Below are 25,976 nucleotides of genomic sequence, written 5' to 3' on the forward strand. Positions count from 1 at the left end.
CATGAGGAGCGGCGATCAGCGCGTACTACTGGTCGCCGGTGTGCTCGGCGTGCTGGCGCAGACGCCGCTTGGTCCTTGGAGCGCGGGGTGGTTCGTGCTCAAACCGAACAGGCTGGTGGCGGGCGAGCTCTTCGCGCCCGCCACCGTTTTCGCTCCCGGAAGCTACGCGCTGCTGGGAGTCTGGTTGGCGCTGCTCGTCATGGCCCTCCTCCCGGCCGGCTGGTCGCGTGTCGTGGCCGCACCGCTCGCCGCGGTAGCGACCCTCCTGACCCTGTACCTGTGCGGCCACGGCGCCACGCTCCTGATGGCGGACCAGCCCGCTAGCGCCCGCGTGTCGCTCGGGATCGGGTTCTGGGTAGCGTTGCTGGCCTGTTACGTGGCTTGGTTCGCCGCGGCTCAGCTGGGTGCGGGAGCGCGGAGCTACCTGCTCGCGCCGGCGGCCGTCATCGCGACCGCCGGGGTCGTCTACCTGGTCGCAGTAGGGCACTTCGCCGACCTGGGCCTGGCGCGTGAACTCTCGGCGCAGGGCACCGATTTCAGTTCCGAACTGGCGCGGCATCTGGCGCTGAGCGGCACCAGCCTCCTCCTGGGGGCCGCCATCGGCCTGCCCGCGGCGGTGCTGGCGAGCCGCCGCGCCGACGTCGCCGCCTGGCTCTTGCCGACGGTGGCGTTCTTTCAGACCGTGCCGTCATTGGCGCTCTTCGGCATCCTGTTGCCGCCGCTCGCGCGCCTCGGCCAGGGGGTCACCCTCGGGACGACGTTGGCCTTGGGGCTACTACTGTTACCTCTCGCACTACTGCCGTGGCTCGGGCGCCCCTGGTTGAAGGTAGTCGTCATCGTGGCGGCGGCCGTACCGGCGCTGCTCTACCTGACCGTGATCGCTACGACGCTCTCGGGCGTCCTCGCCGCCCTGCTCGCGGGCGCGGCGCCCGCGCCCTTCGGCGGGGCCGGTCCGCGCCTGACGCAGCCGCTCGCCTCGCTGGGGGTCAGGGGGATAGGCGCCGCGCCTGCCCTGATCGCGTTGACGCTCTACTCACTCCTACCCATCGTGCGAAACGCGTACGAGGGACTGCGCGGCGTCCCCGAGGCTGCCGTGCAGGCAGGTCAGGGCATGGGCATGAGCCGGCGGCAGGTCCTCTTGCGCGTCGAGCTGCCCCTGGCATTACCGCTCATCTTCGTGGGGCTGCGCGCCGCCGCCGTCCTGATCATAGGCATCACGACCGTGGCTTATCTGATCGGGGCGGGCGGGCTCGGGGTGTTCATCCAGCGCGGCATAGACCAGGTGGTGCCCGACCTCGTGCTCCTCGGCGCGCTGCCCGTCATCGCCCTGGCGCTCCTGGCCGACGGCGCCCTGCGCGCTGCCGGTTACCTTCTCTGCGCCCCGCCGCTTCGCCGCGGGAGGCCCCGTGCCGCCTGAAGCGCCCACCACGCCCGTCACGCCCACCACGCCCGTCACGCCCGAGGCGCCCGGCACACCCGTGGCCATCCGCTTCTCCAACGTGAGCAAGACCTACGGCGATGTGGTGGCCGTGCGCGACCTCGACCTGACGATCTACGCGGGTGAGTTCGTGGTGCTGCTCGGCCCCTCGGGTTGTGGCAAGACGACTACTTTGCGCATGATCAACCGGCTGATCACGCCGAGCAGAGGGACCATTCAAGTCAACGGCGCGGACGTCACGAGCCAGGACCTGCAGGAACTCCGGCGTGGCATCGGCTACGTCATCCAGGCGGTGGGCCTCTTCCCGCATCTGACGGTGGGGCAGAACGTGCAGGTGGTACCGCGCCTCCTCGGCTGGTCGAGAGAGCGGCGCCGGGCACGGTCGCGCGAGCTGCTGGCCCTGGTGGGGCTCGAGCCGGCCGAGTACCTCGACCGCTATCCGCAGGACCTCTCCGGCGGCGAGCAGCAGCGCGTGGGTGTGGCCCGAGCCCTCGCCGCCGATCCCCCCGTCCTCCTCATGGACGAACCCTTCGGGGCGGTGGACCCCATCACGCGCGACCGGCTCCAGGAGGAGTTCCTCGAGCTGCAGCGCAGGCTCCGCAAGACCGTGGTGTTCGTCACCCACGACCTCGACGAGGCTATCCGGCTCGCAGACCGCGTTTGCCTCATGCGCGAAGGGGCGGTGGAACAGTTCGCCCCGCCCGAACGCCTCCTCAGCGCGCCGGCCACGGAGTTCGTCGAGCGCTTCGTGGGCTCCGGGCGGGCACTCAAACGCCTCAGCCGGCTCGCGGTGGCCGGCATCATGCGGCCCGCCGCCGGTGCGGCCCACGTGGCCAGCGTGACGCCGAGCGCCGACCTGCGCACCGCGCTGTCTTCGTTCCTCGAGCACGGCGCCTCGGAGCTCGACGTCGTCGACGAGGGCGGTGAACGCGTCGGCGAGCTGGTTCTGGACGACATAGTAGCGTTGGGCAAGCAGGAATGACCGCCACCACGAGGCGCAACGCGCGCAGGCACGCCCTGTGGCAACTCGCGCTTGCGGCGGCGTTGCTCGCGGCCGCGCTCTTCCTCTTCAGCCGCGAGGAGTGGTGGCGGGCTGCGCTGCAAGTCGCGTTCCCCGACCAGCCCCACGTGTTGTTCGAGCGCACTTCGCTGTTGCAGCTGACCATGCAGCACCTGGGCATCGTTGGCGCCAGCCTCGGGATCATACTCGCGCTCGCCTTACCGCTTGGGGTATGGCTGACGCGCCCGAGCGGCAGGGCCTTCCTGCCTCTAGCGAGCAACCTGTTGGCAGTGGGGCAGACCTTTCCCCCCGTGGCCGTGTTGGCGCTCGCGCTGCCCTATTTCGGCTTCGGACTCAAGCCCACGCTCATCGCGCTCGTCGCGTACGGGCTATTGCCGGTGGCGCGCAACGTCATCGCGGGCCTGCAGGGGGTACCGAAGGACTCACTCGAGGCCGCCAGCGGCATGGGCATGGGGCCGGGGGCCCGCTTCTGGCGCGTCGAGTTGCCTCTGGCCACGGACGTGATCGTGGCGGGAATCCGCGTGAGCACCGTGTACACCATCGGCACGGCCACCGTGGCGCCGATCATCGGGGCTGGGGGCCTCGGCGTTCCGATCATCGCAGGGTTGGCGGTCGGCAACCTCGCCATGGTGCTCGAGGGGGCGGTCCCTGTCGCTATCCTCGCGCTGCTCGCCGACTTCGCCGTTGGCCGCTTGGGGTTGGCGTTGACGGCCCGCGGCGGCGCACGCTGAGGCGACCTGGACCCGCGGGCCGGCAGCGTTCACGCCGCAAGGTGGCCGTCGCCCTTAGGATGACGAGGCAGGGCGCCACTCGGCGCCACGAATCCGCGGAGGTGCCCCACATGCCCACCAAGTCCTCACCAGGCCCCGTCTCGACCTTCCTCAGGCACCACTTCCGGCACTTCAACGCCGCCACGTTGATCGACGCCACCGACGCCTACACCAAGCACCTAGAAGGCGGCGGCGCCATGATGATCACCCTCGCGGGCGCCATGAGCACGGCCGAGTTGGGCCTCTCACTCGCCGAGATGATCAGACAGGACAAGGTGCAGATCATCACCTGCACCGGCGCCAACCTCGAGGAGGACGTCTTCAACCTGATAGCGCACGACTTCTACGAGCGCGTTCCGCACTACCGTGACCTGACCCCGCAGGACGAGCAGGACCTGCTCGAACGGCACATGAACCGCGTGACGGACACCTGCATCCCGGAGGGCGAGGCCATGCGCCGCCTCGAGGGCGCCCTGGTCGACGAGTGGACGCGCGCCGACAAGGCGGGGGAGCGCTACTTCCCCCACGAGATCCTCTACCGCATCCTGCTCTCCGGCAAGCTCGAGCAGCACTACCAGATAGACCCGGAGGACTCGTGGCTGCTGGCGGCCGCGCAGAGGAACCTGCCCATCATCGTTCCCGGTTGGGAGGACTCCACCAGCGGCAACATGTACGCGGCTCACAACCTGACGGGCGAGATAAGCAACGTGCACACCGTGCGCACGGGCATCGAGTACATGATGTTCCTGGCGGACTGGTACACGGACGTGGCTGCCACGCGCTCCGTGGGCTTCTACCAGATCGGCGGCGGCATAGCCGGCGACTTCCCCATCTGCGTGGTGCCCATGCTCGAGCAGGACATGAGGCGCCCCACGCCCCTGTGGGGCTACTTCTGCCAGATCAGCGACTCCACCACCAGTTACGGCTCGTACTCGGGCGCCGTGCCCAACGAGAAGATCACGTGGGGCAAGCTGGGGATAGACACTCCCAAGTTCATCATCGAGTCGGACGCCACCATAGTGGCGCCGCTGATGTTCGCGATGATCCTGGGGCAGTAGGGGCCGCCCAAGCCGAACCACACCGCACAAGGCGGAGCGCGGCCGCCGGAGATTCGGCGGCCGCGCTCCTCTCTATTGCCGTGTGCTCGGCGTAAGTCGTGTAACTGGGGTGAGTCGCGCGCCAGGCGATTCAAGGCGCCGGGCCCACGACTCGACCGTCAGTTCGATTCGAACTCCACGTAGACGGAGTAGACGCAAGCATTGATGATGTCGTCCGGAACGTGCGACATCGAGTAGGACTTGTTGTCGGAGGGACCGATGAGCATGGGTACCTGGTTGAAGGTGGCGGTCTCAGTCATGTGGCACTGGTCGGTGGGAGAGCCGGCCGGGTCGTCCTCGTAGACGTCGACCCTGGTGGTAAGCGCCTGGGACAGTGGGCGGATGCGTGACACGGTCCAGAAGGTCAGCTTATCGCCGTCCTCGGGGTAGCGCCAGCCGCTGTTCGAGAGTGAGGTTGGCCCGAACTGCGCGCTGACGTCGTAATGGAACTCGCCGCTTCCACCGCCCACGTCGACGTCGCCGTCGCGCGTCACCTCGATCCTGAAGGTGATCTTCAGCAGTTGGTCGGGCACCAAGGGATCGCGGCAAACGCCGGGAGCGGGCACGGTGCAGACGAGGAGCTCTTCGGCGTCGTTGGTGCCGTCGCCGTCCCCGTCGGTGTCGGCCTTGGTCGGGTCGGTCCCGTGGGCCGCCTCCTGACCGTCGACGAGGGTGTCGAGGTCGGCATCTGCGACGAGGGGGTCGCTGAACACCTGGTAGGAGGCCTTGCCGGCCACGCGGATGATCAACGCCTCGCCGATCTCGGCGCCATCCGTGCGCAGGTCGTCGTCGGTGTCGGCGTCCAGCGGGTTGGTCCCCGCCGCCACCTCGGCGCTGTCGCTCAGTCCGTCGCCGTCGGTGTCGGGGTTGCGCGGGTCGGTGCCCGCCAGGTACTCGGCGTTGTCGTCGAGGCCGTCACCATCGGTGTCGCGAAGGGTCGGGTCGGACGTTACGTGGCGCGTGACCGCTGCCGGCTGCACGTATGGGGTGACGGAGACCGGGTAGGTCGTGACGGTCCAACCGCTCGTCTCGAGGAAGTTGACCAGCCCGTCGCCATCGTCGTCGAAGACCATGTCGCCGTCGTTGACGTTCGGGTCGGTTCCCAGGTCGCGCTCGGCGCCGTCGGGGAGCGTGTCGCCGTCCGTGTCGGGGTTGAGCGGGTCGGTCACTACCCCGAAGAGTCGGGGACCGAAGCGCATGTCGATGTCGAACCCGTTGACTTCCTCGAAATCCGTGAGGCCGTCGCCGTCCGTGTCGCGGCGCTTGGCGTCGGTGCCGAGCAGGTGCTCGTTGACGTCGTCAAGCCCGTCCTGGTCGGAGTCCACGCGCGCGCAACTGGAGTAACCCTGATAGTCGCCGCGCCCCACGACGCTCACGCGCCAGCCCTCGTAGGCCTCGAAGCGGTCGTCGAGACCGTCTCCGTCAGTGTCTGCCAGTACGTCGGAGCAGCCGAGTGTGTACTCCATCTGCGCCGGCACGCCGTCGTCGTCCTCATCCTGCACGAACGCGAGCGTGATGCCCTCGCCGGCTTGCAACACGCGGCCGCCCACGTCCTGGTCGGCCGCCATGATGCCCTGGGGCGTGAGGACGAACCAGCGCTTGAGGGTGTTGCCGAGCGTCTGCGATACGCCGCGCACGCGCCACATGACCTCCACGCCGCCGACGGTGCGGGTGGAGTAACTGTCCTGGATCTGCACCGCGTTGAGCGACGAGGTCGGTGTGGTGTCCTCGTCGTAGTGGGTCAGCCCGAGCACGGCACCGAGACCCTCGGCCAGCGTGATCCCGACCTGCCGGCCGTTGGGGTCGTAGACCACGCGGTCGGCGTCGTCGATGACACCGTCGCCGTTCTCGTCGGCGATGGCGCGTCCGGAGCTGGTGGCTACCTTCAGCCTCTCGGTCAGGTCGCCCTCGCCGTCGCCGTCGCTGTCCGCCGCGCCGTAGTCGAGGACGATGGTGGCCGTGCGGTCGTTGACGTCTTGTGACGTGAACGCGAAGTTGCGCCCCAGCTCGTCGGTGACGTCGAAGTTGGAGATCTTGAAGACGAGGCCCGTGGGGTCTTGCATGAGCTGTTCCACGAGCGCGGGGAAGACCTGATCGGCAACGAACACGAGCGGGCCGCGTTCCGGCACGAGCGGGCCCAGGTTGTAACCGCCCTCGGGTTCGTGCTCGGGCACCAAGGTGGCGATGGGCACGAGGCGGCCGGGAACGCGCGGGTCTTGCACGAAGGCCGTCACCTGGACGTTCGAAATGTTGAAGGCGATGTCGCCGAGGCTGCGCAGGCTGACGGTGAGCTTGATCGTCGCCCCTTGCACCTCGCGGGTCAGCGACTCGTCGACCTGAAGCTCAGCCTGGGTCTCGTGGGACCGGGCGTACTCTTCCTGGGCCGCGCGTGACGACTCGCGGGTGAAGGACGAGCTCCACTGCCCCGTGTAGCCCGTCTCCACGCTGAATTTGCCCGAGGCCCCGAAGTCGACGCCCGCCTTCTAACCGATCTCGACGCCGGCCTTCACGGTGAACTCCTGAGTGTTGCTGTCGGTGTTGCTCGTCGAGCGGGTATCGGCCTGCGTCAAGGTCGACGAGAAACTCTTGGTCTCTAGTTCGCGAGTGCCGCGCTGGCTGGTGGCGGCGAAGCGCACGTCGAGTTGCATGTCGACCGCTCCGACTTGGATGCCCGGGCGCGGGAGGTCGGCCAGGCGGGGGTTGCGGTTGCCCAGGTTGATCTCGTCACCGTCGTCGATCTGGTCGCCGTCGCTGTCGGTGAGGTTGGGCGAGGTGCGGAAGAAGTAGAACTCCAGGCCGTCGATGAGGCCGTCGCCGTCGCTGTCCTGAGCCGTCGGGTCGCTGTAGACGTAGTTGAGCTCCCAGTAGTCGCTGAGTTGATCGGCGTCTGTGTCTGCCGAGCGCGGGTCCGTGAGGTACGCGCGCTCGTCGCGGTCGTTCACGCCGTCGCCATCGGTGTCGACGAGGAACGGGTCGCTGGTCACGGTGCGCGTGATGATCGAGCCGTCGGCCTGACGCACGCGCACGGTCCAGCCGCGCTGCTCGGCGTCGTCGGTCAGGCCGTCGCCGTCGCTGTCTACCCCGGGCCCGCTGGTGGCGGTGCCCACGAACGTCACCTGGTACGGGTTGTCGCGATCGGGGGGCACCACGAGGTTCCCCGCTATGTCGGCGATGGCAACGGCCTTGAGGCCGTAGGTGATGTCGCTCTGGGCCAGAGTTGTGAGCGTGACGGTGCGGCCGGATGGGGAGAGCGTTGCGCCCGTCACCGAAAGCACGGAGGCGGCCGCCAGGTCGGTGGTCTCGACGCCACCGATCCCGTAGTGGCTCGGGTTCTCCGCACTGTCCACCCCGCCCCTCACAGGCTCGCTGAACGTCACGAGGACCGTGGTAGGGCTGGTGGAGACCGCGCCGGTGACGCGCGGCGCCGTGTTGTCGGGGGTACCGATCGGGCTCGGGCCGACGATGATGACTCCCTCGCTGGTCAGTTGCTTGAGGGCGTTGCCGGCGCGGTCGGCGAGGCCGCTGACGGTGAGCTCGTAGGGGTACCCGGCACTCAGGCCCGCGACCTTCAGCCGCGCACGCGTCCCTTGCTGCTCGCTGCTCACACTGGTGACGCCGATCCGGGTTGCCCCGGGGCCCTCGAGTGAGAACACGCCGCCGGCCATTGAAGTCGGTGCGAGCGTGTCGCTCACCGGCTCGCTGAAGTGGAGGATGACCGTTTCGGGGTCGGGAGCCCACGCCTCGGCGATGTAAGGCGCGCTCTGGTCGAGCGTGGCGACGGGCCTGAACTCGGCGGAGTCGGCATCTGGCTTGAGGAGCATCTGAGCGTGGAACGTCGTGGCACCAAGGACCTCGACCCGGCCGACTGCGAACCCCAGGGGTTCGGTGGTCAGGATCACGGCGCTGCGGTCGACGCCGCCGCCGGCCACGTCGAACGCGGCCGCGAGGATCCGCGACCGCGGGGTGACGCCATAGTTGCTCGGTAGCAGCGCGTCGTCACTCATGGCGACGGGAGCGCCCGATGCATCCGCGAAGGTCACCAGCAGGCTGTCGTTGGCTAGCGGCACGGCGCGGGCGAGAACTGGGGCTGGCACGAGACTCCCCTTGAAGGCACCGGGTGCTGCCGCGGAGGGTGCAAGCTTGGCGGCGGCCGCCGCCGGGCCCTTGGCGGGAACGGCGTCTGCTGCCAGAAGGTAAGTGACCTCCTCTTGGGGCGCGGTCGCCAGGGCCACGGCCAGCCCGGTGGCGCTCGGGTAGGCACCTATCACCTCGAGCGACTCGCCGGCCGGCCCCGTGACGGAGTAGAGGCTCGGATCACTGGCAGAGTCGGCAACGGGTTTGTCGAAAGTCGCCAGCAAGGACGTGTTGCTGGTGGCTCTGACGGCGGTCAGGGCGGCCAAGTTGACGGGTGCTTTGGTCGCGCCGGGACCCGCGCAGCCGAACAGCACAGCGAGCAAGAAGATGCTCGAGAAGTACGCCTTGGCGGCCCGAGAGCGCCTGCTTGTGTTCTTGCTGGAGGACGTCGTAGAAACAAGCATTCTTTCTCCCCTTCACGTTGCTGCGCGCGGATGGCCGTGTTCCGCGCCGGTCCGCTCTTGCGTTGCCGTCCGGGGTGTCACGGCCTGACCCGAGCGGTCCATTTACCTGAGCGCCCGATGAGAGAGTATGTAAGAATCGGTCTGTCTTTCATCTGTCCGTCCGGCTTGCCGATCGACGCGCCACAGCATTGGAGTCGGCTTGTTCAAGTTGCGAACCCTCGGGGGGCTCGAGATGATCGGGTGCGACCTTCCCGGTCGTCGCCCCCTCGTGCTCGCCGCTTATCTCGCTATCGAAGGCCGGCAAAGGCGCGGACGCCTGGCGGAACTCTTCTTCTCCGAGACGGTCGATCCGCTCAACCAGCTATCGGTCAACCTCACCCGGTTGCGGCGGCACCTGCGCACGGCCGGAGCTACGGACGCGCTGCAAGCCGACGCCTCGACGGTTGGCTTGGACCTCGCTACCGATCACGCAGTGCTGCTCCAGGCACTCGAGTTGCATGACGTGAGCCGAGCGGTCGAGCTGTACGCCGGCCCATTCCTCGCGGGGGAAGAGGAGCGCGTAACCGACGATCTGGCGTCTTGGATCCTGGCCGTGAGGGAGGAGCTGGCCAACCGTCTGTTACGGGAAGCGGTGACGACATGTGGCCGGTTGGCGGCCGACGGGCGAGCTACCGAGGCCGCGGCGTTAGCGGAAGCCGCTCGAAGGAGTTCGGAGACCGAAATTGGCGACCCGGTGCTCCATGACGCGCTTCGTGAGATCCTGGTCACGAGCCGGGCCGCAGTGGCGCCGGCGGGCCGCCGCCGGACCAATGGGGCCCCAGCCGGGCGGCCGAGAATAGCGGCCCTGCGTACCCTCCGGGCAATACCGCCTACCAACCTCGTGGGGCCGCCGGCGCTAGTGGTCGGGCGCGAGCGCGAGCGGTTGGAAGTGGCAGGTTTGCTGCGGCGGCTCGACTGCCGGCTGGTGACGTTGGTGGGTGAGGGTGGGGTCGGGAAGTCTTGGCTGGGGCGTCAGGTCGCCGACGACTGTCTTGCAAGCGAGGATTTCCCCGACGGGGTTCTGGCGCTGGACACCGAAGGAGCAACAGTAGAGGACCTGACGGCTCGCTTCGTGCAGGCGATCGAAGCCTCCGGCTTGGGGGCATCCGCGAGCTTCGGCGACGCCTCGCGGGCGGGCCACCGCGAGCGCGTCCTAGTGCTGGTGGACGGGGTTGGCGAGTCCGATTCCGCGCTCGCACAGGTGGGCGACTTCGTCACGACGTTGCTGAGGGCGTGGCCCGCCGTGAGGATCCTGGTGACAAGCGTCCGGCGTTTGGGGGTGCCCTCCGAGATCGCCTATCTGGTCGAGGGGGTCGGCGAGAACGAGGCCGAGGACGGTAGCGCGTTCGGGTCGGCAGCAGACCTGTTCTTGGCGCGGGCTCGGTCAGTGCATGGGAACCGCATAATAGGCGCCGATGACGTTGCGGGCATCCGGCGACTGGCCCGGCTGGTGGGCGGCCACCCCCTCGCCCTTAGCCTGGCTGCGGCGTTCGCGGGCACCTCGGGTCCGGCTGAGATAGCCGAGCTGGTGGAGGCCGACCCGGACGCTCTCGGCGCGTTCCGCAGCGGCGTGCCGGAGCGGTCCAGGAGCCCGCGGGCGCGCTTCGACCACGCGCTGGCCTGCCTGGCGGCCGAGGAGCGCGGGCTGCTGTTGGCACTGTCGTATTTCGAGGGAAGCTTCTCGCGAGAAGGAGCCGTCGAGGTGGCGGGTGCGGGCGTTTTCGGCCTGGCCGGCCTTCAAGACCTCTCTTTGCTCCGAACGCAGGCCAATGGCCGGTTCCGGCTCACCGCCCTCGCGAGACTGTTCGCCAGGAAGGACCTGGAGGCCACGCCCGAGTTGCTTACCCGCGTCTCCGAGCGACACGTCGCCTACTACGCGGACCTTCCGCGACGCCATTACCAGCAAGCGTTCGGGGCGCGGCAGGCCGCGATCCAACAGTTGCTGCTCGACGAACGGCCCAACACGCTGTTGGCTTTCCGCAGGGCGCTGGCTCGCGGCGACAGTGAGGCCGCGAGGAGCCTGGCGCGAGGCATCTACGCCCTGTACGGCCGTATGAGGTGGACCGCGGAGGCCCTGACGTTGGCCGACGAGGGGCTGGAAGCGCTTGCCGACTCCGGCACCCCTGGGCTCGTGGGCGAGCTCCTGGCCATGAGGGCCATGAACCTCATGTGGACGGGGCGACTGGAGGAGGCAGCAACGGAGGCCCAAGAGGCGCTGGACGTGCTGCTGCCCGCCGGCGAGTTCTGGGGTGCCCGCAACGCCTACACGGCCCTTGCGCACGTCGCGCTTAGCAAGAAGAACGCCGTGAGCGCAGAACACTACTTCGACCTGGCCCGGAGTGCACTACCGGCGGAGCACCCGGCGGCCTTCAAAGCAGCGGCCGGCATGGTGCAGCTGGCGGCCGGAAAGCTCGAAGTTGCCGTGGAGTCGTTGCGACACGCCGCCGTCGACTCCCGGGTCTTCGAGGACCGCGGCCAGGAAGTCGTCAGCCGCTACCACCTGGCGGGCGCGCTCTTCGAGAAGGGCGAGCTGGCGCAGGCGCGGCGCGAATACGGGTTGGTCATGCACTTGGCGGCGGGGTCGCTGCCGCATTACGAGGAGGCGGGCCGACTCGGTGTTGCGCGGGTACTGGCACTGCTTGGCGACAAAGGCGCGGTCCGGGAGCAGGGTCCTGGCCAGCCGGCGCCCGGGGTCACTCCCCTTACTTCCCCTTAAGCCCCGAGTGCTCGAGGGCACTGGCGAGTTCGGCTCGTAGTTGCGCGTCGATCTGCGCGCCGGGGTGGCGCACGAAGGCGCTGGCTATGGCGCCACGTTGCCGGTAGACCTCCTTGCGTAGCGCCAGGCCGATGCCGGGCTGGAACTCGTAACGGAGGATGGGGCAGGCGGCATAGAAGGCGCGCCTTGCCTTGGCTTTGTCGCCTGCGGTGAAGGCGCGGTAGACCTCCACGAGCACCTCGGGGTACGAGAAGCCCGTCATCATGCCGTTGCTGCCGCGCTCGAGTTCTTCGTAGAAGTACATGCCGCCGAGGCCGCCGACGATGGCGATGTCGGAACCGAGCTGGCGTAAGGCCGTGACCTTGGTGACGCTCGGTGTTTCCTCCAGCTTGATCACCTGCACGTTAGGCAGTTCGGCGTGGAGCTTGACGATCAACTGCGGACTCAGCCTGACGCCCGTGGCGGCGGGATAGTCGTGCAAGATGACGAGCTTGTCTACCGCGGCGTCTATGCGGCGGTAGTACTCGAAGATGACGGCGTCGTTCTGCACCGGCGGCGGTGCGACCAACAGGCCTGCTGCCCCGAGCTTCAGGGCGCTGAGGCTCTTCTCGACGGCCAGGTCGGTGCCGCCTGCGCCGGAGCCGGCGAAGACGGGCACGCGGCCCCTTGCGGTCTCGACCGTCACGCGGATGACCTCGTCCTGTTCGGCCTGTGACAGCTTGGGTGCCTCCCCGAGGACGCCGAGCACCACCAGGCCGTCGACACCCAGGCCGATGAGGAACTCGGTTAGGGTCGCCAGGCTCTCGAGGTCCAGCGCGCCGGCGTCCGTGAAGGGCGTGGGCATTATGGTGTGAACGCCGTGGAACTTGCTCATTGGGACTCCTTATGCCACATCTTTCCCGACGGCGTCTGGGCGGACGTCGTGCGCACGGACGGCTACGGACTCATCCGAGAGTAGCCCATCGTGAAACGGAGGGTAGCGGCCGCCGGCCACCTTCGCATTGGCGGGCTGCAGGAGCATCACACGGGCAGTTGCCGGCGAATGCCCCGGCGTACTCGCCGCCGCCGTGCATAATTCTCATAGCGCACTTCCGCTTGGAACATTGGAGGTCCGATGGCTGAAGTCGTACTGTTCCACCACGTGCTCGGTCTCACCGAAGGCATCGAGCGCCTGGCCGAGGAAATGAGGCACCACGGACACGCGGTAACTGCCCCGGACTTGTTCGAAGGAAAGGTCTTCTCGTCGCTCGAAGAAGGCATGGCGCACGTCCGGACCCTCGGCTTCGAGGAGGTTGCAGCCAGGGGTGTCCGCGCGGCCGAGGCGCTGAGCCCGGCGGCCGTTTACATGGGCTATTCGCTGGGCGGCATTCCAGCCCAGAAGCTCGCGCAGAGCAGGCCGGGTGCGAGAGGCGCGGTCCTCGTGGCCGCCTGTCTGCCGCCGGAGGAGCTCGGCGGGCCGTGGCCGCGCGGCGTTCCCCTCCAGATTCACGCCGAGGAGCACGACCCGGAGTTCGACAACGGCTACGACCTGCCCACGGCCCGCGCCGTGGTGGCCGCCGCCGCTGACGCCGAGCTTTTCTTGTATCCGGGCAACAAGCATTTCTTCGCCGACAGCTCGCTGCCGGACTACGAGCCGGCGGTGGCGCGGCTGTTCATGACGAACGTTCTGGCGTTCTTAGATCGGCTGTAGCGGGCTAGGAACCATCCCGGAGGTTAGCTTTGCTCCTCCGAACCCCGTCCGGAGCTCCAGGGGAGTTCAGCTGCTGAGCAGCGAGGCGTTGCGCTTCAGCACGCTGCCGGCCAGCCAGCCACCCGGCAGGAGGAACGCGAAGCCCAGCAGCATGGCGGGCGTCAGCCCCACGGCCTGTTGCAACGCACCGAAGCCTATGTACAAGACGCCGGCGGTGCCCCAGGTGAGGCCCATCAACATGCCCGAGGCTGCCCCGACCGCGTGCGGGGCCAGCTCCTGTGCGCTCACCACCAGGAGCGGGATGGGCGAGTTGCTGCTGAACCCGGCGAGCGCGACCAGCACGTAGTAAAGGAGGGAGCCCGGAGCCACGAACAGCACCGCGGCCATCAGCGGCAGCGCAAGCAGCATGGCTCCTACCACCAGGCGCCTTCGCCCAACGCGCGGCTCCAGCAGCCCGGCTATCAAGCCACCTATGGCTCCCGCGCCGCTGAAGAGGCCGAGGGTGAAGCCGATGACCTGGGCGTCGGGCGCGAAGCCGCGCACGGTTGCTAGGTAGAGTGGCACGGCGTTGATGAAGCTGATGAAGGCCATCGCCCTGAACAGCCCGGCCAGCGCCAATAGCCCCACGGGTCCCGCGAACAGCGTGGCGTCGAACACCTTGCCGCGCCTGCTCGTCAGGGGACGGGCCCGCTTGGGGGCCAGGTAAAGCAGGAGCAGGCCGACGGCGGTACCGAAGAGCGCGAGATAGGGCACGTACTGCGGTCCGGCTCCGCGGATTATGGCCAGCACCACGATAGGCATCAGGGCCACGCCAAGGGGGCCGCCGGCGGTGAAGAGCCCGACCGCGAGGCTCTTGCGCGCTCCGGAGGCCGCGGCCATCGAGGCGGCCGCCGGGTGGAATGTCGCCGAGCCGAGCCCGCCGATCAGGAGGATCAGGAGGAGCGAGACCACGCTCGGCGCCACGGCGACGAAGCTCATCAGGGCGGAACCCACGATGAGGCCAAGCGCCGCGCTTCGCCTCAGGCCCCAATGGTCCGCCAGCCCGCCCACGAAGGCCTGCATCACGTTGGCCGAGATGGAGATGACGGCCACGAAGGTGGCCAGCACGACCTCACCGACCCCTAGGCGAACCTGCAGGATAGGCAGGAACACCGGGAGCACGTTGGTGAAGGCGTCGTTGGCGAAGTGCGCGAGGGCGAGGAGCAACGCGAGGCCCGTGCCGGTCAACGCGGCACGTTCGACCCTCGCAGCCCTCATGGCACGTAACGGTAACAGTTGGGTTCCTCGTCAGGTGGCCGCAACGAGCAACGTGATACTTTCACCTGACGGGGCGCCCGAGTGGCGGAAGAGGAGGTCGAGCTCGTGAAGCGCGCACCGAGCGTGATCATGGTGCTGGTGTTCTTGGCCATAGGCGGCTATCTGCTGTGGCGGGCGCTGCAGGGCGGCGGGCCGCTGTTCTTCTTCCTGGCGGCCGTTTCGTTCGGCATGGCCATAGCGGCGATGCAAGGCATCAACCGCGGCCGGCAAGGCTGACGTTCATGCCGCGGGATGGTGGGGCGTCGGCTCTCACCACTGCGTTTCCGTTCGCGACGAGCAGCAGGACCACGCGGCCGGGCAGGCTGAGGATGGCCCCTAGCCTGCACGACCTTGCCGTGGTGTTCGGGGCGTTCGAACTGCGGCTGCGGGGGAGCGATGGACTCGATCGACTGAACGTGCGTCGCAGCACCGGCCGGGCCCACGCAGCCACTTTCCGCGGTCCAGCCGGACGGGCGTTCCTGGCGGCCTCTCGCGGTGAGTACCGCGCCACCGGCCTGGCGGGCCACCTGAGGCCGGCGGAACGGCTCGCAGCGCGCTACCGCCACCAGTGGCTTGGGGGAGTGGTCGGCGGGGTAACGGGTGGCCGCCCGATGCTCGAGCTACGGGGCCTCCTAACGCTCACGACGAGCGACCTGCAGGCGGTAGCCGCCGGGAGCGTGCCCGAAGACGCCGTCGCCTACGAGGTCCGTCTGGTGGATGTGGACGCGGAGCGGCTGGAGGTGGAGGTGAGCCTCCAGCAGGACGGCCTCTTCACGGACCTTTTCTGGGAGCAACCGCCCAGAGTGCGCGTGTTCGGCTTCGGGGTGCAGTTCACCTACCTCGACATGCGCGGCCGCGCCGTACCGATAATCACGGCCGAGCAGGGGGTAGGACGTGGGGCGCAACCCTTGACCCGCTTCACCGAGAGCCTGGGTGGCGCCGGCGGCGATTGGTGGAGCACCTACGCTCCCGTGCCCGGCTTCGTTACCACGGAGATGGCGGGGTTGCTGGTACGAGAGTCGGAGCCGGCCCGCTTCGACCTGCGCTGGCCGGGTGTCGGCAGCGTCCGCCTCTACGGCCCGCGCCTGCGGGCACTGGCGTACTCGGCCCACAACCCGCGTACCCTCCTCGAGATCCATACGCGTGAGACGGGGCGGATGCCCCCGCTACCGGACTGGGCCCACGCCGGTGCGATCCTCGGGTTGCAGGGTGGCGCCGACAAGGTGGAGCGGGTCGTGGCCGACCTGCTGGCCGAGGGCGCCCCGCTCGCCGCGGTGTGGCTGCAGGACTGGGTGGGCAACCGGCAGTTGCCGTTCGGCACGAGGCTGTGGTGGGACTGGCAGCGCGACGAGGGCCGCTACCCCGACTGGCACGGCATGCTCGAGCGCCTTGCGGCCCGTGGTGTTCGGGTCCTCACGTACGTGAACCCCTTCCTGGCACCAATGGACGATCGCCCCGGTGGGAGGCCCGCGCTCTTCGACGAGGCCGAGGCCGCCGGGTACTTCGTCAAGAACGCCTCGGGGGGCACGTACCTGACCGACCAGGGCGATTTCACCGCGGGCCTCATAGACCTCTCGAACCCGGAGGCGCGCTCCTGGTACCTGGAGACGCTGGCCCTCAACCTGAGCGAGAGCCGCGCCTCGGGCTGGATGGCGGACTTCGGCGAGGGTTTGCCGCTCGACGCCCAACTGGCGCACGGCACGGCACTCCAGTGGCACAACCACTACCCGGAGGCCTGGGCCGCGTTCAACCACGACCTTCGCCGCCTCGTGGCAGAGCGCAGCGGCGGGAGCGCCGACGACTACCTCACGTTCTTCCGGTCCGGTTTCACCCGCAGCCCGGGCGACGCCGGGCTCTTCTGGTTGGGCGATCAGTGCGTTACGTGGGACCGCTTCGACGGCCTGGCCAGCGCCCTGACGGGCCTCCTCTCGGGCGGTTTCTCGGGTTTCGCCCTGAATCACGGCGACGTCGGGGGGTACACCTCGACCCTGCCGCCCCTCCCCACCACTCTGCGCTCCCCCGAACTCCTGGCCCGCTGGGGCGAGCTCATGGCGTTCACCGCCTTATTGCGCACCCACGAGGGCAACCGGCCGCAGCACAACGTTCAGGTGTACTCGGACCAGGGCACCAGGTCGGCTTTCGCGCACGCCGCACGCCTTCACGCGGGATGGCGGGACCTGCGAGTACGCCTGATGGCGGAGGCGCGCGAGACGGGCATGCCGGTCGCGCGCCACCCGTGGCTGCAGTACCCGGAGGACGCCAACTGTGAGGACCTTGCGAGACAGTACTTCCTCGGCCCGAACCTGCTCGTGGCGCCGGTGCTGGACGAGGGCGCCCGCAGCGTGCGGGCGTACCTCCCGGCCGCGAGCGGCACGTGGCGCCACCGCTGGAGCGGGGTGAACTTCGAAGCTGGTGAGGGTAAGTGGGTGACGGTGGACGCGCCCCTAGGGCAGCCCGGCCTCTTCGACCGCGTGGCCTGAGTTCAGTTGCGCCGCCGACCTCGTGTTTTGAGTTCAGCTGCGCCGCCGACCATGTGGCCTGAGTTCAGTTGCGCTGCCGGCCGGGTGGCTCGAGCTTAGCTGCGCCGCCGACCGCGCGGGTCGAGGATGTCGCGCAAGCCGTCGCCCAGCAAGTTGAAGGCGAGCACGGTGATAAGGATGGCGATCGCCGGGGCGGAAGAGGCCCAGGGCGCCTCCGAGATGAAAGAGCGCGTCTCGGACACCACGGCTCCCCATTCGGGCGTGGGGGGCTGAGCGCCGAAGCCGATGAAGCCGAGGCCGGCGGCGGTGAGGATGGCGGCGCCCACGTCGAAACTCGCCTGCACCAACAGCGGCGTGATGGCGTTGGGCAGCACGTGTCGCAGGGCCTGGCGCCAGCGGCTCGCGCCAAGGGCGCGCGAGGCGTCGACGAAGTCGAGCGTCTTGAGGCTCAGGACCTGCGCGCGGATCAGGCGGGCGTAGTAGGGCCACGTGACGGCCGCGACGGCGATCATGAGGTTCCCGAGGCTGGGCCCGAGCGCACCCGCGATGGCCATGGCCAAAATGAGGGCGGGGAAGGCGAAGAAGATGTCGGTGATGCGCATGGCGACCTCGTCCACGAGCCCGCCGAACATGCCGGCCACCAGCCCGATGAAGCCGCCCAACAGCAGCGCCACGCTCACCACGGTCAATCCGATGCGCAGTGAGATGCGTGAGCCGTGAACGACGCGCGACCAGACGTCGCGCCCCAGTTGATCGGTGCCAAGCAGGTGCTCGGCGCTGGGAGGCTGGAGGCGGACGGCGAGATCTTGCGCGAGCGGGTCACCCGAGATCTGAGGCGCGAAGACCGCCACCAGCAGTAGCAGCAGCGCCAGAGCGCTCCCGAGCACCGTGCCCGGGTTCCTGAGGAAGCGCCTCAGCGCCTTGTTGCGCACCAGCCGCTTCTCTTTGGCGGCGGCGATCATACGTACGACACCCGGGGGTCCAGAACGACGTACAAAACGTCCACCAACAGGTTTATGAGGCTGTACGCCAAGCCGGCGACGAGGGTCACGCCCATCACGGCCGGGAAGTCCAGGGCCGTGGCGCTGGCGGTCGCGTAAGAGCCCAAGCCCGGCCAGGAGAAGATGGTCTCCGTAAGGACGGCGCCGGTCAGGAGCGAGCCCAGGAGGCTTCCGAGCACGGTCAGTACCGGCAGCGCGGCGTTGCGCAACGCGTGCTTCATGACGACCTTGCGCCCCGGCAGGCCCTTGGCGGTGGCCGTGCGCACGAAGTCCTGCGACAGGGTCTCCAGCATGGCGCTCCTCACCATGCGGGCCACGAGCGCCATCGAGAAGGCACCCAGCACCACGGCAGGCAGCAACAGGTGGCGCAGGGCGTCCACCAGCACTTCCCAGTCCTGGGCGAGAAACGCGTCGAGCGTGAGGATGCCGGTGACTCGGTGGGGGGCGAGGAGATAGGCGTCGAGCCGCCCTGGTCCGGGCAGCCACCCCAGCTTGGCGTGGAAGAGCTGGAGCATCAGGATGGCCAGCCAGTAGACGGGCGTGGCACCCCCGACCAGCGCCAGGGCCCTCACACCCAGGTCGAGGGGGCGGTCCTGTTGCACCGCCGCCAGGATGCCGGCCGGGATGCCCAGCGCCAGGGCGAAGAGCATGGCGGCCAGGGTCAGCTCGAAGGTGGCGGGGAAGAAGTCTCGCAGGTCGTTCAAGATAGGGCGTTGCGTGCGGAGCGAGCGGCCGAGGTCGCCCGTCACCAGCGCTTTCATGTAGATGAGGTACTGCTTCCAGGCCGGCTTGTCGAGGCCGCGCTTCTCACGGTAGGCGGCCACCTGCGCCGGCCGGGCGTTGTTGCCCAGGGCGGCCGCGGCCGGATCGGCCGGCACCACCTGGGATATGAAGAAGGCCGCGAACCCGACGCCCCACACGACGAAGACCAACGAGCCAAGGCGGCGAAGTAGGAAAGCTAGCAACGGCCCTCCGGGGTCAGCTGGAGGAGGGCCCGGTCACCCGAGCCCTCCAAGAACTTCGTAGACGTCGGACTGCTCCGGCCGCCGTCAGGGGAGCTTGCTGATGCGCTCGAACTCGACGTCCCCCTGGGCACTGCGTTCGAAGCCCTCGACCTTGGCCGACGTGACCACGGGCTTGTAGGGCTGGTAGAGCATCTCGTAGGGGCCCTCGGTTGCGACGAGCTTGGTGAGTTTGGCGTAGAGCGCCTTGCGCGCGTCCACGTCGATGGTGGTGGCGGCTTCGCCCGCCAGCTCGCTCGCCTCGGCGTTGTCCCACACGTTGCGCCACGCGATCGACTTGGCCGCGTAGCTTGCAAGCGACGTGGCGTTGCCGTCGGGGTCGGGGTAGTCGGGGCTCCACGCGGCCAGCACGAGCTGGGCGGCCTGGGCACGGTAGATGGTGTAAAGCTCGCTCGATACCGTCTGCTTGATGTTGGCCGTAATGCCGGCCTCGGCGAGGTCGGACTGGATCTTCGCGGCCAGGTCGGCGCACGGGATGCCGCCGCCGCAGGCGCCCGTCGGAACGAGGAACTCGACCGTGAGACCCGTGGCACCTGCCTCGGCGAGCAGGGACTTGGCCTTCTCCACGTCGCGCTCGTAGTAGATGGTCGTGTCGGCGCCCATGAGCCCCGCGGGGATGATCGTCTGCATGCGGCGGCCAAGACCCAGCAGGAGGCTATCGATGATGCCCTGTTGGTCCACCGCGTAGCGCACGGCGTCGCGGACGCGGTTGTCGGCGAACGGGGCGCCCTCCCCGGAGTTCATGCCCAGGTAGGTCATCTGGAACGTGTCGGTCTTGTACGTCTTGAGGTCGGGGTTACCCGCCGCGGCCTGGAACGCCTCGGGGGTGTAGTCCCACGCGATGTCTATCTCGCCGGACTCGAGCGCGGTGCGCTGCGCGTTGGACTCCTGCATGTAGCGCATGATGACGCGGGTGATGGGGCCGGGGTCGGGGTACTCGGGGTTGGCGACCAGCACCACCTGGGCGCTGCGGTCCCAGCGCTCCAGCTTGTAGGGGCCGGAGCCGGCCGAGTTGTCGTTGAGCCACGTCTGCCCGTAGTCGCCGTCCTGGAAGTGCGGCTCGACCTCGGCCTGATCCATGACCCCGCCGATGTTGAAGGTCAGCAGGTTGAGGACGATGGTGGGGTTCTTGCCCTCGGGAAGGTCGAGGCGCACGGTCTTGTCGTCGACGGCCACCGTCGAGCCGACCTGCATGCCGGCCGTGTCGGTGAACAGGAACGAACCCGGCCCGGCGATCTGGATGGCGCGGTCGAAGGAGAAGACCACGTCCGAGGCCTTCACGGGGCGACCGGTCGAGAACTTGGCGTCGCGCAAGTGGAACGTGATGCTGTTGCCGCCGTCGTCGCGGGGGGTGATCTCCCAGCTTTCCGCGAGGCCGGGCACGATCTTCGAGAGGTCGGCGCCCTCGAACTTGACGAGGCGCTCGTAGATGTTGTCGATGACGACGGTGCCCGAGAACTCGTAGCTCACGCCCGGGTCGATGGTCAACAGATCGCCCCAGTCACCCCCTATTACCAGGGTCGTCTGACGAGCCGACTGCGCGGCGCCGAACGCCGCTGCCAGTGCGAAGATGAGCGCAACCACCAGGGTTGCTATCCGCTTGAGCCGCATGCTGCCTCCATTTGACGAGTGAGACTGTTACCCGTTGGGGAATCGGGTAGCGAGAGTCTACTACATCGAGCCGGACGCGCCGCCGACGTTCAGCGGTCGCTTGCCAGGCCCTTCAGCATGTCGGCGGCCTTCTCCTTGTCGAGGTCATCGGACGCCCGCCTTGTCGGCAGGGTCAGGGCCACCTCGAGCTGCGCCCTGGCACCGTCGGGCTTGCCCAGGGCTATCAGCGCGGTGGCGTACTCCAGCCTCAGGTTTATCTGCTCAGGCGCCAGCGTCACGCTCTTCTCGAGGAGGGGGATGACGGCTTCCTTGCGCCCGCCGTACAGCCAGCCCACCCCGTGCTTCACGAGCTCGAGGTGCCACATCGCGAGACCGGCCAGCGCGTCGGGCTCGTTGGGGTCGAGCGCCAGTGCGCGGTCGAAGAGCGTCTTGAGCTCGGGAGCCACGTTCAGGTTCTGCAAGATCCCCGAGCGCCGGGCTATCTCGCCCTTGGCCCTCACCAGTTGCAAGATGGCGGCGGCCGAGTCGGGGTCGAGCTTCGTGGCCGTCTCGGCGGCGGTCACGGCGCGGTTCAACCAGATCAGCTCCTCGGACAATGGTGCGCCGACGCGCGCGAGATGGTAAGCGACCTCGTCGGTCGCGGCGCGCGCCGCCGTCGTCTGCATGGCGGCCGTCTGCACCTGGCTCGCCTTCTCCCAGGCGGCGGGGTAATCGCCCCGGTCCGCTAGCGCCGTGGGTGTCTGGCCCCAAGCCAGTGGCGCGAGCAGCAGCGCGCAGGCGAGGGCCGCGAGCACGCGCGTGCCCCTGGTCCTCGCGAACCGCCTAGAACGAGAACTCGACTCCCAGGCTGAGCTGGGTATTGTCCTTCCAGACTCCATAGGTGCTCCCATCGGAACCGTACAAGACGGTGGCCGCGGCGGTTCCTGTCAGGCCGTCCGCGAAGGTGTAACTGAACGAGGGCCTGATAACGCCGCTGCCGTCGGTCCATTCGTGCAGCCAGGCGACGTCGAGGCCGATGCGGTTGTCGGGGTCGAAGGAGGCGGCCAGGACGGTCGAGAAGGAATGCTCCGGGTCGGCGCCCGCGTCCGCCGCCGTGCGTTGGTACGCTCCCTGAAGGGTGAGGAACGGACCGCCCGAGACGTTGGTCTCGGCGCCCAGGACGGCCGCGAAGTCGTCGTTGCCGATGCTCGGCTCGGTGCCTCCTGGGTCGTCACCGAAAGTGTAGGCCGACTCGCCCCGCACCACGTAGTCGCCGAACACGGCCGAGAAGTCGACGCCGACGACCGTGACCCGGTCATATGCCAGCTTGGGTTGCAGCTCGAACATGCCCGGAGTGGGGGTCGGCACCAAGTCGACCGAGGCAGTGGGCAGGTGTCTGAAGCCGCGGTAGGCCATGACGCTGACGTCGGCCCCTCCGCCCAGCTCCAGGTCGAGGGTCGCGCGCCCCCCGAACTGCATGTTCCCCAACTCGAAGGCCGGCGCGGCCTCCTGCGGCGGCAACACTCCGACGATGGTCACACCGGGTGGCAGGGCGGGCGGCGCGGCGGGAGAGAGCTGCCAACGCGCGCCGGGCAGGGTCGAGGGCACGAACACCGGCACCAGCACGAGGTCTACGGTCACGCCCTCGGGGGCGTGCCAGGTGGCGCGCACCAGGGGCGTCGGCAACCTCTGGTCGGCGGGGTCGGCAAGCGGATTGGAGAGGTTTCGGGGATTCACGACGTCCACCGGGTTGACGGCGTCGGCGGAGCCCCAGGCCACGACCTGGTTGCCGAGGCTGAGGTCGAGGGCGCCCAGGTAGACCGTCGCGTAGGCGCGGCCCAAGCGCACGCTGAAGGGCTCGTCGGCCGCGGCGTCGTAGCGCGAGAGCAGCTCGGCCGTGAAGACGGCGTCGGGGAAGAACCCCGACCCCACCTCGCCGTCGAGTTTCAGCGTCAGGTCGGCGGCGGCCACGGGGATGCTCCCGTCGATGGCCACACCGAACTCGGCGGCAACGCTGCCGCCCAAGCGGTAACTCACCTGGGCCAGCGCGGGTGTGCCGAGGGCCAGGGCCAGGCTGACCAGCGCGGCGAGAAGTGGGTTAAGGGTCGCGTGACGGCTCATCTGTGGCACCTCGTTGCCTTCAGCGCCTCAGCGCTGCAAGAAGCGTTCGGTGAAGACGTCGGCCGGGATGTCCTGGTCGACGCTGAAGTCGGACTGCTCGAGGGTCGTGTACGAACCCGCGGCCACGGTCTCCATGCGGATGGTGCTGGGGAGGACGTAGTCGCCCACTTGCGAGGTGGCCGAGATGGTGAGTGTCTTCACCAGCTCGCCGCCCCGGTAGAAGTCGACGCGTTCAGGCACCAGCGTGGCTTCGGGCACCTGGTAGACGATGCGGTCGTAGCTGCTCTCCGAACCCGGCTTGGCCGTGCCCTCCAGCACGTAGGTGGGGCCCGGGAGGGTCTCCTTGAGTGCGGAGTCGAAGTCGTCGCCGAAGTCGCCACTCAAGCTCGAGATCTCCTCGTACGAGAAGTCCGAGCCGAAGAAGGAGTCCTGCTTCTGGCCGCCCGCCACCCGGCGGACGCGGCCCAGGGCCGGCAGGTAGATCATCGTCTCCGTCTCGCCCGAGGCCTTCTCTACGGACAGGAAGCCCGAACCGCGCACGTCGGCGGGCTCCAGGAACTTGATGAGCTGCGAGCGGCCGTCGTCGGCGGCCCAGATCTGCATCACGCGGGTGAGCGAGTGCCCTGAGGCGGCGGTGATGGTCATGCTCATGGTGGCGATCGTCGTAGCCGGCGCCGGTTGCGCCTTCATGGCGTCCACGACCTCTTGGGCCGTGGAGTAGCGCTGGGCGGCGGCCAGACCCGTGAGGGCGAGGAGCAGGGCCATGGCTGGAGCGAGAATGGAGCGGGCGGCTGGCTTGCTGGTCATAGGGAAGGTCTCCTTAGGGGTCACGCTTTGGCGGGGGCGGTGGCGGCGGTGGTCGAACCGCGCGGGTTGCGTAGGAACACGAGGCACGCGGCGGGCAGCAGCGTCAACGACGCCGTGCCGACCGACACGACGGTGAATGCCATGAGCGAGCCCAGGGTACGCACGGGCACGAACTGGCTCACGACCAGGGCGAGGAAGCCGGCCCCCAGCGTCAGTGCGGTGAAGAGGATGGAGCGGCCCGACGAGTGCAGGGCCTGGCTCATGGCGGCTTCGGGTGCCAGGCCGGCCCGGCGCTCCTCCATGTACCTGACGGTCAGGTGGATGGCGTAGTCGCCCACGCCGATGGCCAGCGCCCCAAGCAGCATCGTCGAGAGATCCAGTGGGATGCCGAAAAAACCGAGCAGACCGTACTGCAAGGCGATGGTGAGGAGCAGCGCGGAGATGGTCACGACGGCGGCGCGGACTGAGCGCACGAACGAGTCGATGATGATGACCAAGACGATGGCCAGCGAGAGGCTGATGATGAAGTCGTGCAGCAGCGAGTCCTCGATGGCGAGCTGCAATGGCGTCGAGCCCGTGTAGCCGAGTTCGGCGTAGTTGCCGAGTGTCGCCTCACCGGCGGCCTCGATGTCGTCCACCATGCGCCGCAGGATGGCGGTCGGCTCCGACTTGGTGGCGATGTCCACGAGGGCCATCTGGGAGTCGAGGGTGAGGTACTTGCTCACCTGCTCCGGGTCGCCGGAGAGCTGGTAGAGGAGGAGTTCCTGAGCCACCTCCTCGCGCGTGGTGGGCAGGCCGTCGACGCCGGTCAGCGTGTGATGGATGGCGCGGAGCACCGTGGCGATGGAGCTGGTGGGCCCCACGCCGTCGATCTTCGCCACCTCCTGCTGGAACTCGAACATCGCTTGGAGAGCGGCGGGGTCGCTCATGTCACCCTTGACCAACACGACGACCTGGCTCGAGCCCCCGAACGCTTCCTCGACGACCGCGTAGTCTCTCCGCAGGGGCGAGTTCACGTTGAAGTAGTCGATGACGGCCGTGTTGGGCACGATGCGGGTGGCGCCGACGACGGCCACGACCAGCAGTAACGCCGCGGTGATCAGAATGGGGTAGCGGCGCTTGTCGACGAAGCGGGCCAGGGCCTCCAGGAACCGCGCGATGACGCCGGGCTGCTCGGGGTCGATGGTCTTGCGAGGTGCCCGCATGAGCCCGAGGACGGCCGGAAGCAGCACGAGCGAGGCCAGTAAAGTGGTGAGCACGCCGCCGGCCGTCAGGAGGCCGAGGCTGCGCACCGTGGGCATGCCCGAGAGCGCGAACGTGGAGAGCGCCGCCGATATCGCGAGGCCCGAGATCAGGACGCCAAGGCCCGTCTCCTTGACGGAGATGCCAACGGCCGCCCGTTTGTCGGCGCCGTGTGCGAGCTCCTGGAAGAAGCGGCCCAACAAGTGAAGCGAGAACGAGCTGCCCACGGCGAGAATGACTACGGGGGCGATGATGCTGAGGGTGCTCAGCTCGGCCCCTATCCAGCCCATGACACCCAACGACCACAAGAGCCCCACCGATACGGTCATGAGTGGCAGTAGCGCACCCCGCACGGTACGGAAGTTGAGGTAGAGCATGACGAGGATGAGGAGGGCCGCCAACCCGCCTAGCAGGGGCATCTCCTTGGCGAGCGTGGCGCGCATCTCGCCGTCGATGAGCGGTCCCCCGACCAGGTGAAAGGCGCCCATGCCTGCGCCCTGCCAGTCGGTCTGCAGCATGCCCCGGATGCCGCTGCTCAGAGCCTCCGAATCGGCGTCCCCGTCGACTTCCATGATGATGTTGGCCGCCTGGCCGTCCTCGGCCACGAGCAGCCCGCCGCGGTAGAGGGGCGAGGTCTCGAGGTACTCCCTCGCCGAAGCGATCTCTTCGGCGGTGGGGTTATCCGGCAGGAGGTCCTCGGTGAGGAGGAAACCGTCGTCGTCGACCATGCGCTGGGCGTTACCGGCACTGGTGACGCTCGTGACGCCCGGCACCTTGGCGAGGTCGGCGGAGACGCGGCGCAAGGTGGCCACTCCCGCGGGCGTGTAGATGTCGCCCTCCACGAGAGCCACCATGATGCCGTCGGAGCCGAACACGTCGGATGCCTCGCGCTGCAGGTCGGCAACGCTGCTCTTGTCTGGCAGCATGGCAGATATGGATGCGTCGAGCTTCAGCCTGAGCGCGCCGAGGCCGAGCACAGCGGACACGAGGGCGAACACCACCACGATGGCCCAGTCGCGGCGACGAGAGCGCGGGGTCATGCGAGGCTCAAGTTGGAACGTTCGTTCCAGATGGGGTTCGATGCTGCTGGGTCGCGGATCATTCTTTC

Annotated in this window: 19 protein-coding genes; 8 read left to right on the plus strand and 11 right to left on the minus strand. The window is 68.5% G+C overall.

From position 1 onward, the window contains the following. The first annotated feature begins 1 nt into the window (after position 1). From ROY82_01255 to ROY82_01270, 4 genes are all read left to right on the plus strand, one after another. Positions 2-1,417: an ABC transporter permease gene (locus ROY82_01255; protein ID MDT3681092.1), complete on the plus strand. Its 1,416-nt coding sequence runs from the start codon at positions 2-4 to the stop codon at positions 1,415-1,417. Continuing rightward, the gene (locus ROY82_01260) at positions 1,407-2,420 is read left to right on the plus strand and encodes an ABC transporter ATP-binding protein (protein ID MDT3681093.1); all 1,014 of its coding nucleotides are present in this window, start codon (positions 1,407-1,409) and stop codon (positions 2,418-2,420) included. Before ROY82_01255 ends, ROY82_01260 begins: the two co-directional genes overlap by 11 nt. Beyond that, complete coding sequence (locus ROY82_01265; GenBank protein ID MDT3681094.1) at positions 2,417-3,190, plus strand: ABC transporter permease; 774 nt, start codon at positions 2,417-2,419, stop codon at positions 3,188-3,190. The genes ROY82_01260 and ROY82_01265 overlap by 4 nt, the downstream gene beginning before the upstream one ends. Before the next feature lie 110 nt (positions 3,191-3,300). Next, positions 3,301-4,287, plus strand: coding sequence for a deoxyhypusine synthase family protein (locus ROY82_01270; protein MDT3681095.1), 987 nt, complete (start codon positions 3,301-3,303; stop codon positions 4,285-4,287). 158 nt (positions 4,288-4,445) lie between these two features. On the opposite strand, the gene ROY82_01275 is transcribed toward ROY82_01270, so the two are convergent. Together ROY82_01275 and ROY82_01280 are read right to left on the minus strand one after the other, a co-directional pair. Next, complete coding sequence (locus tag ROY82_01275) at positions 4,446-6,770, minus strand: hypothetical protein (GenBank protein ID MDT3681096.1); 2,325 nt, start codon at positions 6,768-6,770, stop codon at positions 4,446-4,448. 39 nt (positions 6,771-6,809) lie between these two features. Then, positions 6,810-8,864: a hypothetical protein gene (locus tag ROY82_01280; GenBank protein MDT3681097.1), complete on the minus strand. Its 2,055-nt coding sequence runs from the start codon at positions 8,862-8,864 to the stop codon at positions 6,810-6,812. 199 nt (positions 8,865-9,063) lie between these two features. Between ROY82_01280 and ROY82_01285 the strand changes: the two genes are divergently transcribed. Then, positions 9,064-11,619 carry a hypothetical protein gene (locus ROY82_01285; GenBank protein ID MDT3681098.1) on the plus strand — a complete coding sequence of 852 codons (2,556 nt, stop codon included), beginning with the start codon at positions 9,064-9,066 and terminating at the stop codon, positions 11,617-11,619. Here ROY82_01285 and ROY82_01290 read toward each other — a convergent pair. Then, positions 11,606-12,493: a dihydrodipicolinate synthase family protein gene (locus ROY82_01290; protein MDT3681099.1), complete on the minus strand. Its 888-nt coding sequence runs from the start codon at positions 12,491-12,493 to the stop codon at positions 11,606-11,608. The two genes, ROY82_01285 and ROY82_01290, sit on opposite strands and share 14 nt — an antisense overlap. Positions 12,494-12,733: 240 nt before the next feature. Here ROY82_01290 and ROY82_01295 point away from each other — a divergent pair, with 240 nt between their 5' ends. Further along, positions 12,734-13,309 carry a dienelactone hydrolase family protein gene (locus tag ROY82_01295; protein MDT3681100.1) on the plus strand — a complete coding sequence of 192 codons (576 nt, stop codon included), beginning with the start codon at positions 12,734-12,736 and terminating at the stop codon, positions 13,307-13,309. Between the two features lie 66 nt (positions 13,310-13,375). On the opposite strand, the gene ROY82_01300 is transcribed toward ROY82_01295, so the two are convergent. Beyond that, positions 13,376-14,566 (minus strand): MFS transporter, encoded by a 1,191-nt coding sequence (locus ROY82_01300; protein ID MDT3681101.1) that lies wholly within the window; start codon positions 14,564-14,566, stop codon positions 13,376-13,378. 105 nt (positions 14,567-14,671) lie between these two features. On the opposite strand from ROY82_01300, the gene ROY82_01305 reads away from it, so the two are divergent. Further along, complete coding sequence (locus ROY82_01305) at positions 14,672-14,842, plus strand: hypothetical protein (GenBank protein ID MDT3681102.1); 171 nt, start codon at positions 14,672-14,674, stop codon at positions 14,840-14,842. 92 nt (positions 14,843-14,934) lie between these two features. Then, positions 14,935-17,085: an alpha-glucosidase gene (locus ROY82_01310; GenBank protein MDT3681103.1), complete on the plus strand. Its 2,151-nt coding sequence runs from the start codon at positions 14,935-14,937 to the stop codon at positions 17,083-17,085. A gap of 95 nt (positions 17,086-17,180) precedes the next feature. On the opposite strand, the gene ROY82_01315 is transcribed toward ROY82_01310, so the two are convergent. From ROY82_01315 to ROY82_01345, 7 genes are all read right to left on the minus strand, one after another. Next, the gene (locus tag ROY82_01315) at positions 17,181-18,047 is read right to left on the minus strand and encodes an ABC transporter permease (GenBank protein ID MDT3681104.1); all 867 of its coding nucleotides are present in this window, start codon (positions 18,045-18,047) and stop codon (positions 17,181-17,183) included. Then, positions 18,044-19,051, minus strand: coding sequence for an ABC transporter permease (locus ROY82_01320; GenBank protein ID MDT3681105.1), 1,008 nt, complete (start codon positions 19,049-19,051; stop codon positions 18,044-18,046). The genes ROY82_01315 and ROY82_01320 overlap by 4 nt, the downstream gene beginning before the upstream one ends. Positions 19,052-19,135: 84 nt before the next feature. Then, positions 19,136-20,719, minus strand: coding sequence for an ABC transporter substrate-binding protein (locus tag ROY82_01325; protein ID MDT3681106.1), 1,584 nt, complete (start codon positions 20,717-20,719; stop codon positions 19,136-19,138). A gap of 89 nt (positions 20,720-20,808) precedes the next feature. Further along, on the minus strand, positions 20,809-21,513 hold the full coding sequence (locus tag ROY82_01330) for a hypothetical protein (GenBank protein ID MDT3681107.1): 705 nt from the start codon (positions 21,511-21,513) through the stop codon (positions 20,809-20,811). 28 nt (positions 21,514-21,541) lie between these two features. Beyond that, on the minus strand, positions 21,542-22,819 hold the full coding sequence (locus ROY82_01335) for a DUF1302 family protein (GenBank protein ID MDT3681108.1): 1,278 nt from the start codon (positions 22,817-22,819) through the stop codon (positions 21,542-21,544). A 27-nt stretch (positions 22,820-22,846) separates the two neighbouring features. After that, positions 22,847-23,626 carry an outer membrane lipoprotein-sorting protein gene (locus ROY82_01340; protein ID MDT3681109.1) on the minus strand — a complete coding sequence of 260 codons (780 nt, stop codon included), beginning with the start codon at positions 23,624-23,626 and terminating at the stop codon, positions 22,847-22,849. A 20-nt stretch (positions 23,627-23,646) separates the two neighbouring features. Next, positions 23,647-25,908 carry an MMPL family transporter gene (locus ROY82_01345; GenBank protein ID MDT3681110.1) on the minus strand — a complete coding sequence of 754 codons (2,262 nt, stop codon included), beginning with the start codon at positions 25,906-25,908 and terminating at the stop codon, positions 23,647-23,649. Positions 25,909-25,976 lie beyond the last annotated feature (68 nt).

Origin of the sequence: Truepera sp. (genome assembly GCA_032027045.1) — a bacterium.
In the GTDB taxonomy this organism is placed as follows: domain Bacteria; phylum Deinococcota; class Deinococci; order Deinococcales; family Trueperaceae; genus JAAYYF01.